Annotated in this window: 15 protein-coding genes and 2 tRNA genes; 8 read left to right on the top strand and 9 right to left on the bottom strand. The window is 55.8% G+C overall.

The window, feature by feature from the left end; genetic code table 11:
• Positions 1–13 precede the first annotated feature (13 nt).
• The 3 genes from ACR0KC_RS05080 (at position 14) to ACR0KC_RS05070 (ending at position 5916) form a co-directional block, all read left to right on the top strand.
• Complete coding sequence (locus ACR0KC_RS05080; protein ID WP_170403417.1) at positions 14–904, top strand: adenylate/guanylate cyclase domain-containing protein; 891 nt, start codon at positions 14–16, stop codon at positions 902–904.
• Between the two features lie 113 nt (positions 905–1017).
• Positions 1018–1482 carry a hypothetical protein gene (locus ACR0KC_RS05075; protein ID WP_170396227.1) on the top strand — a complete coding sequence of 155 codons (465 nt, stop codon included), beginning with the start codon at positions 1018–1020 and terminating at the stop codon, positions 1480–1482.
• A 15-nt stretch (positions 1483–1497) separates the two neighbouring features.
• The gene (locus ACR0KC_RS05070) at positions 1498–5916 is read left to right on the top strand and encodes a WD40 repeat domain-containing serine/threonine protein kinase (protein WP_480705249.1); all 4419 of its coding nucleotides are present in this window, start codon (positions 1498–1500) and stop codon (positions 5914–5916) included.
• A gap of 71 nt (positions 5917–5987) precedes the next feature.
• Here ACR0KC_RS05070 and ACR0KC_RS05065 read toward each other — a convergent pair whose 3' ends face one another.
• Genes ACR0KC_RS05065 through ACR0KC_RS05040 form a run of 6 tightly spaced genes read right to left on the bottom strand, consistent with a single transcriptional unit; the run spans position 5988 to position 11212 of the window.
• A complete protein-coding gene (locus ACR0KC_RS05065) occupies positions 5988–6926 on the bottom strand; it encodes an HAD-IIA family hydrolase (protein WP_480705247.1) in 939 nt (312 codons plus the stop codon).
• On the bottom strand, positions 6890–7705 hold the full coding sequence (gene phnE / locus ACR0KC_RS05060) for a phosphonate ABC transporter, permease protein PhnE (protein ID WP_170396234.1): 816 nt from the start codon (positions 7703–7705) through the stop codon (positions 6890–6892). Before phnE (ACR0KC_RS05060) ends, ACR0KC_RS05065 begins: the two co-directional genes overlap by 37 nt.
• The gene (gene phnE, locus ACR0KC_RS05055; protein WP_170403405.1) at positions 7705–8520 is read right to left on the bottom strand and encodes a phosphonate ABC transporter, permease protein PhnE; all 816 of its coding nucleotides are present in this window, start codon (positions 8518–8520) and stop codon (positions 7705–7707) included. Before phnE (ACR0KC_RS05055) ends, phnE (ACR0KC_RS05060) begins: the two co-directional genes overlap by 1 nt.
• Complete coding sequence (gene phnC / locus ACR0KC_RS05050; RefSeq protein ID WP_480705245.1) at positions 8517–9311, bottom strand: phosphonate ABC transporter ATP-binding protein; 795 nt, start codon at positions 9309–9311, stop codon at positions 8517–8519. Before phnC ends, phnE (ACR0KC_RS05055) begins: the two co-directional genes overlap by 4 nt.
• 58 nt (positions 9312–9369) lie before the next feature.
• A complete protein-coding gene (phnD, locus tag ACR0KC_RS05045; protein WP_170396240.1) occupies positions 9370–10344 on the bottom strand; it encodes a phosphate/phosphite/phosphonate ABC transporter substrate-binding protein in 975 nt (324 codons plus the stop codon).
• 13 nt (positions 10345–10357) lie between these two features.
• On the bottom strand, positions 10358–11212 hold the full coding sequence (locus ACR0KC_RS05040; RefSeq protein WP_170422365.1) for a DeoR/GlpR family DNA-binding transcription regulator: 855 nt from the start codon (positions 11210–11212) through the stop codon (positions 10358–10360).
• Between the two features lie 224 nt (positions 11213–11436).
• On the opposite strand from ACR0KC_RS05040, the gene ACR0KC_RS05035 reads away from it, so the two are divergent.
• Genes ACR0KC_RS05035 through ACR0KC_RS05015 form a run of 5 tightly spaced genes read left to right on the top strand, consistent with a single transcriptional unit; the run spans position 11437 to position 16840 of the window.
• Positions 11437–11901, top strand: coding sequence for an NUDIX hydrolase (locus ACR0KC_RS05035; protein WP_170396245.1), 465 nt, complete (start codon positions 11437–11439; stop codon positions 11899–11901).
• Between the two features lie 59 nt (positions 11902–11960).
• Positions 11961–12986 (top strand): ABC transporter substrate-binding protein, encoded by a 1026-nt coding sequence (locus ACR0KC_RS05030; protein ID WP_170422361.1) that lies wholly within the window; start codon positions 11961–11963, stop codon positions 12984–12986.
• On the top strand, positions 12987–15200 hold the full coding sequence (locus tag ACR0KC_RS05025; protein WP_480705243.1) for an ABC transporter permease: 2214 nt from the start codon (positions 12987–12989) through the stop codon (positions 15198–15200). It abuts the gene before it with no gap.
• Between the two features lie 11 nt (positions 15201–15211).
• A complete protein-coding gene (locus ACR0KC_RS05020) occupies positions 15212–16273 on the top strand; it encodes an ABC transporter ATP-binding protein (protein ID WP_480771554.1) in 1062 nt (353 codons plus the stop codon).
• On the top strand, positions 16274–16840 hold the full coding sequence (locus tag ACR0KC_RS05015; protein ID WP_170403387.1) for a histidine phosphatase family protein: 567 nt from the start codon (positions 16274–16276) through the stop codon (positions 16838–16840).
• A gap of 4 nt (positions 16841–16844) precedes the next feature.
• Here ACR0KC_RS05015 and ACR0KC_RS05010 read toward each other — a convergent pair whose 3' ends face one another.
• The 3 genes from ACR0KC_RS05010 to ACR0KC_RS05000 all read right to left on the bottom strand — a co-directional run bounded on the left by ACR0KC_RS05010 (position 16845) and on the right by ACR0KC_RS05000 (position 18022).
• Positions 16845–17636: an inositol monophosphatase family protein gene (locus tag ACR0KC_RS05010; protein WP_170612481.1), complete on the bottom strand. Its 792-nt coding sequence runs from the start codon at positions 17634–17636 to the stop codon at positions 16845–16847.
• A gap of 214 nt (positions 17637–17850) precedes the next feature.
• A tRNA-Glu gene (locus tag ACR0KC_RS05005) sits at positions 17851–17925 on the bottom strand.
• Positions 17926–17947: 22 nt separating this feature from the next.
• A tRNA-Glu gene (locus ACR0KC_RS05000) sits at positions 17948–18022 on the bottom strand.
• Positions 18023–18103: the final 81 nt, after the last annotated feature.

The raw sequence follows: 18103 nt of genomic DNA, 5'->3' as shown, positions 1-18103 counted from the left end.
TGCGAGAAGCACCGTGGAAACCAAGCTCGTCACGACCATAATTGCTGACATTTCTGACAGCACTCCGTTCTACGAAGAAATGGGGGACGATCAGGCGCAGCAGTTGATTCAGTTTGAAATCGATCGATTGCGTGAGGTTCTACTAGGGTTTGGCGGAGTTCCTGTGGGGCAGAAAGGCGATGACGTCTTGTCCTATTTCAAGGAACCCGAAGCCGCCGTAAACGCGGTTGTAGAGATGATTCAGAAACCGCCCGGAACATTATTGTCGGTCCACGCGGGTGTTCATCAAGGTCCTGTTGTTATTGGCGATAATGGGATATTTGGCGAAACAGTTAATCTGACCGCACGTTTGGCGGCGGCGGCCAATCCGGGTGAAGCTTGCGTCAGCGAAAGCGTCGCCAAGGATCTAAGCCCCGAAAGTCTCCAGATGCTCACCCCAATCGGATCGCTTCGCCTGAAAGGTGTGAGTGAACCGGTCAAAGCCTATTCAATCGTGGCCTCAACGGACGGGTTAAGCACCGTGATGCATCTGCCGACGCAGACGGCCAGCGGATCTGAGGGCATGCAACAGAATGAAAGCTTTGCGCTCATTCTTTATCACGACGATCATACCTGGCGGTGTCGGGAAGGCGGGGAGCTAACGATCGGCAGATCCAGTCAATGCGATGTCATCCTGCCTGAGCCGTGGGTTTCGCGACTGCATGCGGTACTCAGCATGAAAGGCGGGAAGCTGATGCTGGCGGATCGCAGTTCGTCGGGAACTTACGTACAATTCGAGAATGCGCGTGAAATCCAGCTTAAGCGCGAGAACATAATGCTGGCCGATAGCGGGCTGATATCGCCTGCACTATCAATTTTGCACTCTGATGCGCGCCCATTAGAGTTTGAGGTCGTCCGCCGATAAACGACGTGGCACGCCTGAATTCTGGCTTCTGTGGTGAAAGTCTCAGAAAGAAACTCGCGATTGTGCTAGAATCGGCACCAATTGCGTATTTCAACCAAGATTGGGAGGGAATGATGTCATTGAATACTTCAGGAAACCAGCTTCGTCAGGGCGCTCTGATCCTGGGTGCAGCTACACTCTTGTTTGGTGCTGATGCAACTGCCCAGTCAGCGATGCCCAATGCCTGCCCTGTGGATGGATGTGAGGTGCAGATTGTATCGGTCGCCAAAGAGGGCGACGAACTGCTTGTAAACTACGATGCGAATTTCACTCCGGACGTATCGAAGAACCATTTCCATACATGGTGGGGCGAAAGCTATTCCGTTGAGCAAGTCGGCAGAAATGCCCAAAGCGAATTCAATGCCGTTCAGGGCAGGTGGCATCGGCACGATGATTACCCAAGCTATGTGACGAAGGAGGCGGCCTCGACATCGGCGCGCGAGGGAGGGACGACACTGTGCGTTACTGCTGCCGATAGGGACCACAACATATTGGATGCGACCAAGTATCATTGCGTGGATGTGCAAGAGCACCTCTGAAGCGCCAAGAATATCATGACTTTTCCCGCGTTCATCGGCCGTTACGCTGTTGACCGTGAAATCGCGAGCGGTGGGTTCGCGGCGGTTGTCCTTGCGCGGGATGACGAGTTGGAGGTTCCGGTAACCCTCAAGATTCTGCACGCCAACCTTGCGACCAATGACAAAGTCATCACCCATTTTCTCGAAGAAGCCCGTCTGTTGCGGCGCATTCGATCTCCGCGCGTTGTCTCCGTGCATGACGTGGGGCGTTTGGAGGACGGGCGGCCCTATTTTGTCATGGACTACGCGGATCGCGGCACATTGGCCGACCGACTAAAGCGTCTAAGCCCCGCTGCTTTGGCCAAACGCGAAGGTGTGGAAATACTGATTGATGCAATGGCAGATGGCTTGTCTGCGGTTCACGACGCGAATGTCGTGCATCGGGACGTCAAACCCGCAAATGTCCTTCTGCAACGAGTGAAGCGGTCCAAAGACGATAACAGCACGACGGTTTCTGATGCTTTGGTCGGCCTAGACGAGAGGGTTTTCCTGGCGGATCTCGGTATTGCGAAGGATTTAGCGATCGGTGTGACCGGCGCGACCATGATGGCTGGGACACCGCTCTACCAAGCGCCAGAACAAGCTGAGCACGGGCAACCCGTGACGCCGATGACCGACATCTATTCGGCTAGCGCGCTGATGTGGCATGTCCTGACGGGAAAGGCGCCGCCGCCATTCCATCGCGTTACCGAGTATCTTTCCAGCCTGCCGGAAATGTGGCGCGATTGCATTGAGCACGGGATGGCAATGGACCCGCAGGCGCGTTTTCTGGATATGGTGTCCTGGCGCAGTGCAATGAATGAGGCGTTGGATCGTGACCGGCGAGAGGCCGCATCCGAAGCGGTGACGCAGATATCGGAAAGTAGGGTGGAATGCCCCTACAAAGGGCTCGCCGCGTTCCAGCCAGAGGATTCCGACTATTTCTTTGGACGCGAGGATCTTGTTGAGGAACTTGTGACCCGGCTTCAACAGAGCCGGATATTGGTTCTGGGTGGCTCATCCGGCAGTGGTAAATCATCCGTTCTGCGAGCAGGGCTGCTGCCAGCGATCGCTGCCAACGCGATATCCGGTAGCGAAAACTGGCGCGTTTGTGTTTTTACCCCCGGGCGCGATCCAATGACCGATTTGTACTTTCAACTCATCGGCGACAATTCTCACCTTACGGCTCAGGTCTCGCTCAACGACTTCATCGCCTATCCGAGTGCGGCGCGCCGTTTGGCCACCGCGAATGAAGGAGAGTTGTTGATCTGCATTGATCAGTTCGAAGAACTGTTCACGCTGGTCAAACATGAACGCAGAAGCAAGTTCATCGAAGCCTTGTCAGCTATGACAGACCCCGCAGATAGCCGTGTTCGTATCGTGCTGACAATCCGTGCGGACTTTTATGCATCCTGTGCAGAGATACCGTGGCTTGCGGATCGAATCTCGGAAAACCAGTTTTTGGTTGGGCCGATGACACGGCCCGAGCTGCGCCGCGCAATCAGCGAACCGGCACATGCAGCTGGTTTGCACATGGACAGGTCCCTTATTGATGCGATCGTTGATGAGGCCGGGCGCGAAGCGGGTTCGCTCCCGCTGGTGGCGCATTCTCTGTATGAAACATGGAGCCGACGTAAAGGTGCGGTCATGTCTCTGGACGGCTACCGTCAGTCCGGTGGTGTCACAGGGGCAATCAGCCAGACAGCAGAGACACTTTTTACAGACGTTTTTGACAAAGTTCAGCAAGAGGCAACCCGGCGGCTATTCTTGCGTCTGGTTACGCCCGGCGAGGGGACACCGGACACACGGCGGTTGTTGCCGATCGATGAGATCGAGCGCGACTCGGACCCGGACACAACGCGGCGGGTCGTTGAAGCTTTGACAGATGCGCGGTTGCTGACGCTGGATGACAAAAATGTTCAGATTGCGCATGAGGCGCTGCTGCGTACATGGCCGCGACTTAATTCATGGATCGAAGAAAGCCGCGATGATCTGCGCATGCGTCAGCGTATTCAGCATGATGCTGCAGAGTGGGATGTTGAAAATCGCGAGCCCGATTTACTTTATCGCGGCACAAGGTTGTTGTCGGCTGAAGAATGGTCGGTGAAGAACCAGAATATCCTCGGTGCGTTAGAGCGGGAATTTCTGGGCGCTGCACGAGACGCGCGTGACCAAGCGCAGGCTGCATCCAAGATGCGCCGGCGTCGGCGTCGACGTATCAATCAAGTTGCCGTTGCTGCCCTTGCCTTGCTGGCCATTGGCGCAACGGTTTCGTCTTTCTTGGCTATCCGCGCGTCCAACCTTGCCGAAAGCAACAGACAGATGGCAGTTGCCGCAACAGCTGAAGCCAATGAAAGGTTCGCAAGGGCGCTAGGCGCTGCGGCGAACGGGTTATCGGATACAGATCCCTTGCTTGCCCTGTCACTCAGCGCCGAAGCGATTGTCCGAGCCGAAACTGCCGGTTCGACATCAGAAGCGCGGGCGGCGATGCTGATGGCTCGGCAAAATTTGGGTGAGGGTGGGCTTGTCCCATTGGGCAGCCCGTTTACGGTTGGTGACGCGCAGACGATGGCTATTGATGCATCCGGTACGCGTGTTGCGGTTGGATTGCGTGATGGGCGCATCGTGGTTCATAGGGCTGAATCCGGCGGAGCGGTTATTGCTGAACTGGTGGGGCATTCCGGCGGGATAAGGGATGTTGCATTCTCTCCCGATGGAGAGTTGCTGGTTTCAGCGGCAACGGATGGGGATGTCCGCCTTTGGAATGTTGGTTCGGCCAGATACGGCCCGATCACGACACTGTTTTCTGGCAATGACGTCGCATTTGGCGTGGCCTTTGATTCCACCGGCAAGCGTATCGCGTCGGCGACCGGTGACGGGACCGTTCGCCTCTGGAACGTTTCCAATGGAATGCAAATTGGAGAGCCATTGGCGAAAATGCCGCTGGGCTTCAAAAAGGTCGCGTTTTCGCCCGTTTCAGAAGGACTTGTTGCCGGAAATGTCGATGGTGGCATATTCGGCTGGGTCGACGCAAAGGCTACGCCTGCATTTCCGCCGATACCGGGCGGTCCGCTGGGGCCTGACCCCGATCACCTGTCCTTCAGCCGCGACGGGAGAACATTCGCGGTAGCCCATACGAACGGGAAGGTCACGACGATTGGTTTTCCGGATGGTTCTCCGATTGTTGATCGTTTTTCAGATAGTACCGACATCGTAGCAGCAGCATTTACCGCGCCGGACAATCTGCTGGTAGGGGCAGGGGCAGACGGAACGCTGCGATTGGAAAATTCAAACATGGAACGTGTTGGCGACGTGGTGCAAGCGCACAGTCAGAGGGTTGTGGACCTTGAAGTCGCCCAAAATGCCCCGTTGCTGGCGACTTTGGGCCGGGATCAGCAGGTACGTCTCTGGCGGATTGGAACCGACCCCGGCAGCAAAGACACGCTTGTTTTGCAGAACGGGGCAAAGGCGCTGGGCATCGCTTATACGCCGGATGCAAAGTCTATAGCCATCGGTGACAGTGAGGGGAACATCTGGGTCTGGAAGATGGAGGCTTCCATGAAACCCATGCAGCTGAAGGGGCATGAAAGCCAGGTGTGGGCGATCTCTTTCTCGCTGGATGGCAAAACCATGGTGACTGGTGATCGCGAAGGCGGCTTGAAAATCTGGGACACGGCTGCCATGCGGCTGAAAAATCAACTCGATCTGGGGCAGGCTCCCGTCTGGTCGATCATGCCGGGGTCAGGTCCCGAGGTCTTTGTGGCGACAGGAGATGGAGTGCTGCAAATCGATATCTCAGAGGCTGATTTGGTCAAGAGCTTTGCGCCAGCTGACATTCAGGCAAATCGTGTCGCCGTCTCTGAAGATGGCAGCATGCTGGCAGCGGCCTCGGTGGATGGTAAGGTCTATATTTGGTCGATTGGCGACGGTCAGTTGATCAGAGTGATTGAAGCTGATGACAACACGCTTTGGAGTGTTGCTTTCAGTCGTGATGGCACACAGGCTGCAACTGCTTCCAGCGATGAGGTGGTCAAGGTGTGGGATGTTGAAACCGGCGAAGAGCTTGCCGCTTATGGTGGCCATAAGGGTGGGGCGACAGATGTTGCCTTTTTGGCGGATGAGGCAACCTTGGTGGCAATCGACCGATCTGGGGAACTGCATTGGTGGGATACCGCGACGCACCGTCGGCTCATGCCTGTCGAAAAGATTCATGCAGGCCCGACCTGGCGTATCGCGCTTGCACCTGACGGACATTCTTTTGCGACAACCAGCGAAGCCGGTGATGTTCGGGTTTGGGACAGGTTGAGCTTAGAGATCGCATGTGCGTTGGGCAGTCCAACCTTTGATGAAGGGCGCAGGGTTCAGTATTTGGGAAGCGATGAGCCAACAACGACCTGTGATGCCTTCGCGAATTGATCACATGGCGAGTATTGAAAAGCACGGACGGGCGCTTGGATTTGAAGCGGAACTAAGCAGGCGTGATCAGATTATGGTCGGTTCACAACGAAATCCGGCATGATTTGCGCCTGTGTGATTGCGTCAACGACGTCATGCCCTGCGAAAAAACCGTACCCCGAAATCAAGGCCGAGGCGATTCCGGCAGCATGGGCCCCCAATATGTCGGTATGCAAGCTGTCGCCAACCATAAGCACGCGAGTTTTATCGACCCGGCCAAGTCGCTTGAAAGCCAAGTCAAAAATATTCTCAAATGGTTTGCCGAAGAATTCGGGTACAACGCCGGTTCGGTCGGCAAGACGGTGCGCGAACAGACCGGGTTCGTTTGAAAATCCGTGCTCGCGTGGTGCGACTATGTCCGGATTTCCAACCAATACCGGACGCGGGCGTTTTAGCAGGGCTGCTTCCAAATGGGCCTGACGTGCCTCGGACCAGACGGCTGAGCCGATCATCAGAAACCCCTCAACCGAGTCATAGGGCTCGGGATCGTCATCGAGATAAGTCAGGTTCAAATCTTCCAGGTCGCGAAGGCCGGTGCTGGGTGTTGCCATCAAACCCCAATGCAGCGCGCGTTGACCGCCTAGCTCAGCCAGCAGTGTTGCGCGGCTTGTGATGATATCCTCTGACGCAAAATCATATCCCAGCCGGGCGTATTTCTCGACGAGCGCCGCATGAGGGTGACCAGCTGCATTCGAGACGACCAGAACACGTTTACCCATGGCTTTGAGCTGATCAATCCGCACGGCTGTACCGGGAATCGCAGTCTCGCCGATATTGAGGACACCGAACGCATCCAGAAGGAATACATCGAAGCCTTCAGCAATATCCATCAAAGTGTTCGCATGCTGATAGGATTGAACAGCCGGTTCAGCAGCCGGAAGTCGATGCCGAACGGCCTCGTAGGCGTCGAAAGCCTCTTGGGTCGTGAAGCGGCTCAAATAATTGCCCCTCGTACTTTGGCAGACACCCATTCGCTGATCATGACGGCAATCAGAATGACGATCAGGATAAGGCTGACCTGCGGCCATGCCAGAACGTTCAGCGACGCCGACAACTGCAGCCCGATGCCGCCTGCGCCTACGAGGCCAAGAACCGTAGACTCGCGAATATTGATGTCCCAGCGGAATACGGCGATCCCGGCAAAGGCGGGCAATATTTGCGGGACGATACCATATGCCATGACCTGCCAGCGGGATGCGCCGGTGGCGGTGATGGCTTCGACTTGGGTGTGATCAATTTCCTCGATGGCTTCATAGAGAAGCTTGGCGCAGAAGCCGATCGAACGAATGGCTATGGCGATAACACCTGCGAATACTCCGGGTCCAATGATTGCGATTAACAAAAGCGCCCAGATCAACGAGTTGATCGAGCGGGTTGAGACGATGATCAGTAACGCGATGGGGCGGATGAACACGGCCGATGGCGTGGTGTTGCGGGCGGCCAGAAAGGCGACCGGTACGGCAAGGAACAGCGCAATGATCGTACCAAGTGTGGCGATGTTCAGCGTGTCCCAGATCGGGCGGCCTAACTGCGTGATGTAGTCCCACTTTGGTGGTGTCGCGCGGGTCCAGATATCGTTCGCGATCCGGGGTGCGTCCCACACAAAGAACCATGTCGTCGAGGCCGAGATGATCTGCCAGCAGTAGACAAAGACCGCCACACCCAACAGCCAGCAAAACCAACGCACAAGGCTTTGACCGGTCGTGCGTCTGCGCCAGATTTGCGTACCTTCATGTTCAAGCACTGGCATTACTGGACCCTCGCGCGGATGATACCCGAGAGGTATTCGAGCGCCATGACGATCCCGATGATCAGGATCAGAATGGCTGCCGCAGTGTCATACTCATAGCGGTCAAACGCCGTATTCAGCGTTGCCCCAATGCCGCCGGCCCCCACAAGCCCAAGAATTGCACTTTCGCGAAAGTTGATATCGATCCTGTACATCGACAGCCCGACCAGTCGCGGCATGACCTGTGGCTGCACGCCGTAGTTGATCCATTGCATCCATCGCGCGCCCGAGGCTTTGATCGCCTCGGCCTGCACTTTGTCCATGGCCTCGATGTCTTCAGCCAAGAGCTTGGACAGGAAACCGATAGTGGCGAAGGACAGTGTCAGGAAGCCGGCCAAAGGTCCGAACCCAAAGATGGCAACCAGAAGAATGGCGACGATGATCTCTTGCAGGGCGCGGCTGATCGCAACAATGCCTCGGCAGATCACATAGACCGGGAGAGGCGCAATATTGCGTGCAGCGCCCAGTCCGATCGGGATCGATATCAGGATGCCCACCACCGACGCTGCAACCGTCATCACGATGCTCTCAAGAAGACCGCTCCAGATATCACTCCAGCGCGATATGAAATCCGGGCTTGTGAAAGCAAGGACAAAAGCCCAACCGCGATCCAAGCCTTCATAAACCCGGCCCCAATCCACCTCGATGGTCATAAATGCCGCAATCAGATAGGCGACGAATCCAACGATCAAGGTCCAGCGCAGTAAGGCGTTTTTGACGAAGGCCGGTTTCCGCCAGCCTTTGCCCAGCAGGTCATCAAGTTCGGGATGGCTCATTCCGCGGCCTCGATCTCTTCGTCGTCTTCAACTTTCTCTATGGTCGCTTCCCAGTCTTCTTCGCCATAGATTTCGGTCAACTTGTCAGGCGTAAGCCCAGAGGGGAGGCCGTCAAATACGATTTCACCAAAGCGTAGGCCAACGACGCGCGGTACGAACATTTGCGCAAGGGCCACGTCATGAATGTTGATTATCGCGGCTAATCCGCGTTCCTGACACAGCTCGGTAATCAAGCGCATGATCTGACGGCTGGTTTTTGGGTCCAGTGAGGCGGTCGGTTCATCGACCAGCAGAAGCTTGGGATTTTGGATTAGCGCCCGGCATATTCCAACCCGCTGACGCTGACCACCTGACAGTTCGTCCGCGCGTTTGTCGGCCATATGCAACAGACCCACGCGATCCAGCAGGCGGAATGCTTCATCCACGTCAGACTGGGGGTAACGTCGCAGGAAGCTCCGCCAAAACCCAACATATCCCAGCCGTCCCGACAGTACATTTTCCATGACGGTCAGGCGTTCAACCAGTGCGTATTCCTGAAAGATCATCCCCATTTCACGACGTGCTTTCCGCAGCGCGCCCGAGCCGAGTTTGACTAGGTCCATGTCGTCCAGCAGAACCTCGCCACTTGTGGGTTCAACCAAACGGTTAATGCAGCGGATCATGGTGGATTTGCCAGCACCAGAAGGCCCGATCAGCGCCAGAACCTGGCCCTTTGGCACATCTAGATCGATCGCCTTCAGGGCCTGATCGCCGGTTTTATAAGTTTTTGTAAGCTTTTGAAGCCGCAGCATTTATGCCCCCGGTTCGGGTGGTAACGGGCCCCGCAGGGCCCGTTGGATGTAGTATCGACTACTGGCAGGCGTAGGAAACGCCGTTGGCCGCGTCGATCTTGCGGATGACGTCCCAGAACTCCTGATAGGTCATCTCAAGGAACTGACCTTCATTCGATTTCGAGAACTCGGCCTCAAGCGTCGTTCCCTCCCAGTCGAAGCTGAAGAAGGCATTGCGGATTTTCTCCTGTAGCTCCGGCGTCAGGTTGTACACGGTTCCAAAGCCTGTCGTCGGGAAGGTCTGCGACTTGTAGATCGTGATGACGTCGTCTTCGTTGATAACATCGCGCGAGATCATCCGCGATTTGACCGAATTAGCGATCGAGGCAGCCAGATAGTCCTTGTTTGCGACACCCAGGATCGAGTTGTCGTGTTTGCCCGAATAAACCGGCTCAAAATCGCGTTCGGGAAGCAGATCAAAATCGCTTTTCAGGATCGCCGAGGGCGCTTTGAAGCCCGAGTTCGAAGTAGGAGAAGTAAAGGCCAATTGCTTGCCCTTGATATCCTCAACCTTTTCGATGCCTGAACCGGGATAGGTGATGATCTCCATCTCGTATCCGAAGTTTCCGTCTTTCGACGCCATGATCGTGAAGGGCCTGAATCCGGCGCAGTTCACGGCCAACGGGTTTGAACCGGTATTGAAGCCCGCAATATGCAGACGCCCCGAACGCATGGCCTCAATCTGGGCCGCGTTGTTCTGAACTGGAAAGAAAACAACGTCTTTGCCAGTTTCCGCTTTCAGATGATCAAGAAAGTCTGACCAAGCAGTTTTGTATACGGCAGGGTCTTCAACCGGGGTGTAGGCAAAGATCAGAGTATCAGGATCAATCTGATCGGCAGGATCAGCGGGGATATCCGCGATCAGATCGCCATCGGCATCACAGAACCGCGCATCCAGATCACCGCGCGGGCAGTCTTGCGCCGAAGCCGTGCCCGACAGTGACAAGAGCGCGATTGCGGAAGCTCCGATCAGTAGTTTGATATCAAATTTCATTTCTTCCTCCCAGTCATGCGTGGCTTTTCTGTCCACGGTTTGTCGTTCTTTGTAAGGACTGCTCAGCGACAAGAATCTTCACCCCGGCGTCGTTGATCGCGCCAAGCAAATCCCCTGTTGGTTGGGTATCAGTTACGATTGAATTCAGCCCGTCAAGGTCGCCCACACGGGTCAAACCTTTGCGGTCGAATTTCTCGGACCCGATCAGAAGATGTCGCGTCGCGGCGCGTGCCAGCATCATCCGTTTGACGGTTGCGAAACCGCGCACGGTCTCTGACGGCCCTTCTTCTGACAGGCCGGACGCGCCAATCATGCAGCGATCGACGTTGAAACGAGACAGGAAATCCAGTGTATCTGTCCCGATCGTGGCGGACTCGGCGGTCAGATATTCGCCTGGGCATAGAATGACTTCAACGGGTGCGTGACCAAGGGTCATGGCCACCGGTATCGAATTCGTAATTGCCGTGCAGTGAATGCCCCGATACGCCAACATACGGGCCATCTCGATCGTGGTTGAGCCGGAATCGATCATCACCGTCTCGCCTTCCTGAATCAGGTCAGCTGCGCATTTGCCGATCTTTTCACGCTCATCAAGGCGGGCGTGGGTGCGCTCATCCAGACTTGGATAACGTCCTTGTATCGGGGCAGAGGCACCGCCATGCGCCCGCGAGATCAGCCCATCATCAGCTAGGGCATCAAAATCCCTGCGCACCGTTTCCGCCGAAACATTGAAACGCTGCGCCAATTCGCTGATCCGGACGTGCGGGCGAAGCTTCAATTCCAACAATATCTCACGGCGGCGGTCGGATTTCTTGAACCGACTCTGGCCCTTGTTGGTTTTCTTATCGCGCGTTTCCGCTTTGGGCATCTGGCAATCCGACTCGGTTTCAATCTCACTTTTGTGGCGTTTCAGTCGTTTTGCAACAATTTCTGTTGCAAAGCCCACGATTCATTGTGAGACTTCAAAGAACTGTTTCTATTTCGAGGCGTAGCAATCGAAGTGCACCGGCGTTCTGGATGTAGCCACCTTGTTCAACAGCACGTATGTGTTGCCATTGCCCTTTGCGTAGTGCCAGAGCCAAGAGCGCGCGCATGAGCAAGACCGAATTCACAGATCAGATCGGTGCGCTTCCAGTGCGATGGGACAAGTCCGACAAGCTGCGGGTTCTCATGGTCACTTCGCGTGACCGGGGGCGGTGGGTCATCCCCAAAGGTTGGATGATGGATGGTAAGAAGCCTTGGCATGCCGCTGAAATCGAAGCTTTGGAAGAGGCCGGAGCGGTTGGCTTTATCTCCAAGAAATCGATCGGGTGCTTTCACTATGACAAGCGATACGAGGGTAAAAGCAGCGTGCCTTGCCGCGTAACGCTTTATCCGTTGATTGTGGAACGGCTCAAACGCCGTTGGAAGGAACGCGACGAACGCAAGCGCCACTGGTTCTCACCTGCCAAGGCGGCAAAGCTTGTCGAAGAGAAAGAACTGGCGCGTTTGTTAAAGAGCCTGTCAGATAATCAAGAGACGTTGGCTGTTATCGAAAAATTGCGAAAGGCCGCATGAGGAAGGGCATATAAGAGCCGGGAAATCCGGACGCAGTGAACTTAAAGGGAGAGAAATCAATGAAGAAATTTACATCCACAACGTTGGGATCGCTTATTGCCCTTGCCGCATCGATGTCAGCGGCACAGGCTGACAAGTTGACACTTTATTGTTCTGCGCAAGAGGATTGGTGCCAGCTTATGGCGCGCAGTTTTGAGGACGCGACCGGCATCGACGTTAATATGACCCGTAAATCCTCGGGTGAGACATTTGCTCAGATCCGTGCAGAAAGCTCCAACCCAAAGGGTGACGTTTGGTGGGGCGGAACGGGGGATCCGCATCTGCAGGCCGCAGAAGAGGGCCTGACGATGGAATACATGTCGCCGATGCGTGACCAGCTTCATGATTGGGCGATTTCTCAGGCGGAAAGCGCGGGTAACAAGACCATCGGCATCTATTCAGGTGCGCTTGGTTACGGCTACAATGCCGATCTTGTCGCCGCGAACAACCTTCCCGAACCTGCTTGCTGGAAGGACCTTCTGAAGCCCGAGTACAAGGGGCACGTTCAGATGGCGAACCCGAACTCATCAGGTACGGCCTACACGACCCTGGCCTCGATGGTGCAAATCTTCGGCGAGGACGAAGGATTTGAGTTCATGAAGGGGCTGCATTCGAACATCAACCAATACACCAAGTCAGGCTCGGCACCGATCAAGGCTGCTGGTCGAGGCGAGAATACAATTGGTATCGTTTTCATGCATGACGCAGTAAAGCAGGCGGTATCGGGTTTCCCGATCAAAGTCGTCGCGCCATGTGAAGGTACTGGTTACGAGATCGGTTCGATGTCGATCATCGAAGGCGCGCGCAACGAAGATGAGGCCAAAAAGTTCTATGACTGGGCATTGTCGCCCGAGGCGCAGAACCTCGCCCTTCAGGTAAATGCCTTCCAAGTGCCGTCAAACAAAGGTGCTGAAACTTCGGAAAGCGCGCCTGACATGAGCCAGATCAAGCTGATCGACTATGACTTCAAGAAATACGGCTCGTCGGATGAGCGCAAGCGCTTGCTGCAGAAATGGGACGAAGAGGTTTCGGTACTGCCGCAGTAAATGACTGACGACACGACAAAAACGACCCATCCGGTTCTGATCTTCTGGGTCATCGCCGGGTGGGTCGGATTCTGCCTGCTGCCGTGGTACATGGTTGACGGTGGCCTGTGGTCGTTCGATTGGCTGCTGGACGGCTACCCTTTCGACGAAGATTATGCGCCTGCTGCCTTTCTAATCGGGCAGGGTGAAAAGCTGTGGCTTGCTCCGCTTCTTATTGCACTCCTGCTGCCACTTCTGGTGTTAAGACGCGCCAAATCAGATCCGCTTCATGCGCGCATTCTGATCCTGTCAGGGGCACTGGGCTTCGGCTGGCTGATCGCACAAGGGTTCAGCATCGGAATCCGAGGCTACAATTTCGATTGGCTGGAAGCCTTGTTCGGAGAGCTCGGTGATCGGCAATTCGGCATGGGCTATGGCGCGATGATCTGCGCGTCGAGTTTTCTGTTCCTTCTGACCCAGGGTGTCGCCGCACGTGGGGCGATTAACGGAGACGTCTTCGTGGTCAGCGCCATCGGTGGTGTGATCACCATCGTCACCGCGTTTGTATTCTTTCCTATCGCCAAGATGCTGTTCGCTGCCTTTGTGACGGAAGAGGGCGCGTACTCCATCGCAGTGTTCTTCTCGAAATTCTTTGACGACCGGCTTTGGGGGCTGGGATGTTTCTGGGGCGCACGATGCGGGGCGGCATGGAACTCACTGTTTCTGGCCATCCTCGTCGGCTTCATCACCACTGCGCTCGGCTTGTGCTTTGCGCTTGTCGTGACCCGCTCGGGCTTTCGGTACAAGCGCGCGTTGCGCGCACTGACGGTTCTGCCGATTATCACGCCACCGTTCGTGATCGGCCTAGCGCTGATCCTGCTGTTTGGATTGTCGGGTTCAGTAACGCAGTTCTTTGCCGAATTAATCGGCACCCAACCCACTCGCTGGCTGTATGGCATGCCGGGTGTTCTGATTGCTCAGACTTTGGCATTTACACCCATCGCCTTCCTTGTGCTGATTGGCGTCGTTGAAGGGGTGTCTCCCTCGATGGAAGAAGCGGCCCAGACATTGCGCGCGAATAGATGGCAGACGTTCAAAACCGTGTCCCTACCGTTAATGCGCCCTGGCCTTGCCAATGCTTTCCTTCTGGGCTTCATCGAAAGCATGGCCGATTTCGGCAACCCACTTGTGTTAGGTGGCAATTTCGATGTGCTGTCGACCGAGATTTTCTTTGCAATTGTTGGTGCGCAATATGATCAGGGTCGCGCTGCGGTTCTGGCCATGGTGTTGTTGTTCTTCACGCTTTCTGCCTTTTACGCGCAGCGAGCCTGGCTGGGTAAGAAAAGCTACACCACAGTCACGGGCAAAGGTGACGCTGGCGTACATCCATTGATGCCAACCGGCCTTTCCATCCCGGTGCTAACCGTCGCCCTTGGCTGGGCCGTGTTTACCATCGTCGTCTACGCCATGATCGTCTACGGCAGTGTGGTCGAGCTGTGGGGGGTCAACAATTCCCTGACGTTCAAGCACTACGTAACTGCCTTCTCGGTTCGGTTCGAGGCGGAAGGAATTCGCTGGACAGGGGCCGCATGGGACAGTTTCTGGACCACCATAACAATCGCCGCAATCGCCGCGCCGCTTACGGCTGCAGTTGGGCTCGTGACGGCCTATCTACTAACCCGGCAGAGTTTCGCAGGCAAAGATGCTTTTGAGTTCGGCACCATGCTGTCCTTTGCCATCCCTGGCACGGTGATCGGCGTCAGCTACATTCTCGCCTTCAACGTGCCACCGATCGAGATCACGGGAACCGGTGTCATCCTTGTTGTCAGCTTCATCTTCCGCAATATGCCGGTCGGTGTCCGAGCCGGCATCGCCAGCATGTCGCAACTGGATCGCAGTCTTGACGAGTCATCTCTGACCCTCGGGGCAAATTCGTGGCAGACTTTCCGGCGGATCATCCTACCACTACTGCGCCCGGCAATTCTTGCGGCGCTTGTGTACAGCTTCGTGCGGGCCATGACGGCGATTTCGGCCGTGATCTTTCTGGTCAGCGCGGAATATGACATGGCGACCAGCTATATCATCGGGCGGGTCGAGAATAACGACTATGGTCTCGCCATCGCCTATTCCACCACACTGATCTTTGTGATGCTGTCAGTGGTTGCCCTGATGCAGCTGATCGTGGGTCGGACCAAGATCGGGCGACGAATGACGCAGTCGCGGACCAATGTTTAGGAGAGTTTGACATGAGCCTGCAGTCCAAAGCCGCGCCGGTTCGGTTCGAGTCCGTGACAAAGATGTTCGGCAAGGATGTCGTTGCCGTCGACAATATTGACCTGAATGTCGATGCAGGAAAACTGGTCACGCTGTTGGGCCCGTCAGGCTGCGGCAAGACGACGACGCTGAGGATGATCGCAGGGCTCGAAATGGCCACCTCAGGAAAGATCACCATCGGGGATCGCGATGTGACCAAACTGCCCGCGACGGACCGCGACGTATCCATGGTGTTCCAGTCTTATGCGCTGTTTCCTCATATGAGCGTGCTTGAGAACGTGATGTATGGCCTCACGTTCTCGGGCTTTGCTAAAGACGAGGCCCGCCGCCGCGCGCTGGACGGTTTGGAGCTGGTTGGCCTGAAAGGTTTTGACAGCCGCCTCCCGTCAGAACTGTCTGGCGGACAGCAGCAGCGCGTCGCTGTAGCGCGGGCCTTGGTGTTGGAACCGCAGGTGTTGCTGTTCGATGAACCGCTATCCAACCTTGATGCGAAGTTGCGCCGTCAGGTGCGCGAGGACATTCGGGCCATTCAGCAAGACCTTGGCCTGACCGTCGTCTACGTGACACACGATCAGGAAGAGGCTCTGGCAGTATCGGACGAAATCGTCGTGATGCGGAATGCCGCGATCGCCCAGATTGGCACGCCACGTCAGCTTTATGATGCACCGAACGATCGCTTCGTTGCGGATTTTATTGGCGAGGCCAACCTGTTGGCTTGCCAGATCATCTCTGTCGACGGCGACATGGCCACCATTGAGATCGAAGGCTATCGCCATACCTTGCCTTCCCGCGGCTTGCCTAAAGGGTCTGCGACCGTTGCCATCCGACCCTCCCGGCTTGTGATCGGTGCCGCGCAGGGGGTTGCGGCGACCGTCTCAAAGGCCACCTATGTGGGCGTCCGCATGGAGTACACTCTGACCGGAGCGTTCGGGCAGGTCTTTGCGGTTCATGACGATGTCGATGCTCCGCTTGAGCCGGGTACAGAAGTACGGATGGCCTTCGCCGAGAAAGGTCCGGTCCTTTTGCCCGAATAGATGCCCAATCTTCTGATCATCACGCACCCTGAGGTCATCATCGACCCGAACATCCCTATTCAGGACTGGGGGCTTAGCGCGATAGGTCGCCATCGGGCTGCGGCCTTTGCAGCCAGCGAGATTTTTGCACATGTCACTCACCTATGGGCTAGCACCGAGCAAAAGGCCCGCGAGACTGCCGACATCCTTGCCGCGCCACGAAACCTGCCGACAAAACAAGATGCCGCACTTGGCGAGAATGATCGAAGCGCCACCGGTTTTCTGCCGCGTGACCGGTTCGAAGCTGCCGCTGACGCATTTTTTGCCCACCCCAACACCAGTTTTCGCGGCTGGGAAACTGCCGTTGCCGCCCAGCGGCGGATAAACCAAGCAGTAACTTCAATTATCGAAACGCATGATGGCAGTGACCTCGCCATCGTTACCCATGGGGCCGTCGGGACCCTTCTGTGGTGCTCCTTGTCGGGCCACCCCATTGATCGGAGGTATGATCAGCCCGGGCAAGGCCATTATTGGCAAGCCGATCTAACGGACCTCAAACCGCTGAGCGGATGGCGCTCAATCGACTAGATTGTCAGGCCTGCCATGCGTTCTCAGAGATTTCACGCAAAGTATCAAACACATCCGGAGTACCAGCGATCACCCGACCGCCGTTGCGGATCATTGCGCCTGCGTCCTGATCTTCGACCACGCCGCCTGCTTCCGCAATCATCAATTGACCAGCCAGACAATCCCAGGCGTTCATATGTTCTTCGACATAGCCAAGCAGCCGGCCCGCTGCGACATAGGCCAGTGACAGCGCGCCACTGGCGTTTCTGTGAAACATGGCCCCACGCTCGATCAGGTTCGCGACGATTGGAACAATGTTACGGTTATCCACCCGGTTCGAATAACCCACTGCCACCGTTCCTTGATGCAGCGCAACACCCGAAGCGACCCTCATTGGCGCATCATTCAGTGTTGCCCCGCCTCCGCGCGAGGCTACGAAGGTCTCATTGATATTTGGGTCATGGATTACACCGATCTCGGTATTTTCCTCAGCGACGCCCGCCAGAACGATGGTCCAGGCCGGAATGCCATTGACGAAATTCGTGGTGCCATCGATTGGATCGATCACCCAGTCAAATCCGCTTGAACCTTGTGTTTCACCATGCTCTTCGCCAAATATGCCATCGTTGGGCCAAGCCTCGGCGATCCTCTGGCGGATGAAGGTTTCGACATTCCGGTCTGCCTCGCTGACCCAATCCTGTGCGCCTTTTTGATCGACGATCAAACCGCCTCGGTCGGAGAAATATCTGGAGGCGATTGTGCCAGCTTCCTTGCAGATCGCGATCGCGAAGTCTTTGCGTTCTTTGAGGTAATCCATTGGGAATCCAAATCATATCTGTTGTTGGCCAAAACTGTGCAGGCTTGGTGATGGAATGGCAAATACCAAATGCTGGTGAACTCGGTCCGGGGCAGCCATTGACAGGCGTGCCTTCAACCGCATTTCACGTCTTCAAAACGGGGCGCGCAGGTTTCGTGCTAAACACGATGCTGCAAGAATACGTCGCCGGGAACGATTGTAGCATTGAAGAAAATGGTAGCCCGTAGGGGAATCGAACCCCTCTTTCCAGGTTGAAAACCTGGCGTCCTAACCGATAGACGAACGGGCCATTTAGACCAGACAAGCACAAGTGGTAGCCCGTAGGGGAATCGAACCCCTCTTTCCAGGTTGAAAACCTGGCGTCCTAACCGATAGACGAACGGGCCACGCTGGCTTGTGGAGGGCCTTTTACGGTTTACCTTCCCCCCCCGCAAGACGAAAAACGCAAGGCTGTGAAACTTTTTTGG

The organism is Ruegeria sp. CF3 (genome assembly GCF_056537365.1).
The sequence above is the reverse complement of the archived record's forward strand: the minus strand, read 5'-3'. Positions and strand labels throughout refer to the sequence as shown.

Bases quoted from the DNA above. Each gene is read 5' to 3' on its own strand.
- ACR0KC_RS05075 (WP_170396227.1), top strand. From the start codon at position 1,018: ATGTCATTGAATACTTCAGGAAACCAGCTTCGTCAGGGCGCTCTGATC.
- ACR0KC_RS05070 (WP_480705249.1), top strand. From the start codon at position 1,498: ATGACTTTTCCCGCGTTCATCGGCCGTTACGCTGTTGACCGTGAAATC.
- ACR0KC_RS05065 (WP_480705247.1), bottom strand. From the start codon at position 6,926: ATGGGTGTCTGCCAAAGTACGAGGGGCAATTATTTGAGCCGCTTCACG.
- phnE (WP_170396234.1), bottom strand. From the start codon at position 7,705: ATGCCAGTGCTTGAACATGAAGGTACGCAAATCTGGCGCAGACGCACG.
- phnE (WP_170403405.1), bottom strand. From the start codon at position 8,520: ATGAGCCATCCCGAACTTGATGACCTGCTGGGCAAAGGCTGGCGGAAA.
- phnC (WP_480705245.1), bottom strand. From the start codon at position 9,311: ATGCTGCGGCTTCAAAAGCTTACAAAAACTTATAAAACCGGCGATCAG.
- phnD (WP_170396240.1), bottom strand. From the start codon at position 10,344: ATGAAATTTGATATCAAACTACTGATCGGAGCTTCCGCAATCGCGCTC.
- ACR0KC_RS05040 (WP_170422365.1), bottom strand. From the start codon at position 11,212: ATGCCCAAAGCGGAAACGCGCGATAAGAAAACCAACAAGGGCCAGAGT.
- ACR0KC_RS05035 (WP_170396245.1), top strand. From the start codon at position 11,437: ATGAGCAAGACCGAATTCACAGATCAGATCGGTGCGCTTCCAGTGCGA.
- ACR0KC_RS05030 (WP_170422361.1), top strand. From the start codon at position 11,961: ATGAAGAAATTTACATCCACAACGTTGGGATCGCTTATTGCCCTTGCC.
- ACR0KC_RS05025 (WP_480705243.1), top strand. From the start codon at position 12,987: ATGACTGACGACACGACAAAAACGACCCATCCGGTTCTGATCTTCTGG.
- ACR0KC_RS05020 (WP_480771554.1), top strand. From the start codon at position 15,212: ATGAGCCTGCAGTCCAAAGCCGCGCCGGTTCGGTTCGAGTCCGTGACA.
- ACR0KC_RS05015 (WP_170403387.1), top strand. From the start codon at position 16,274: ATGCCCAATCTTCTGATCATCACGCACCCTGAGGTCATCATCGACCCG.
- ACR0KC_RS05010 (WP_170612481.1), bottom strand. From the start codon at position 17,636: ATGGATTACCTCAAAGAACGCAAAGACTTCGCGATCGCGATCTGCAAG.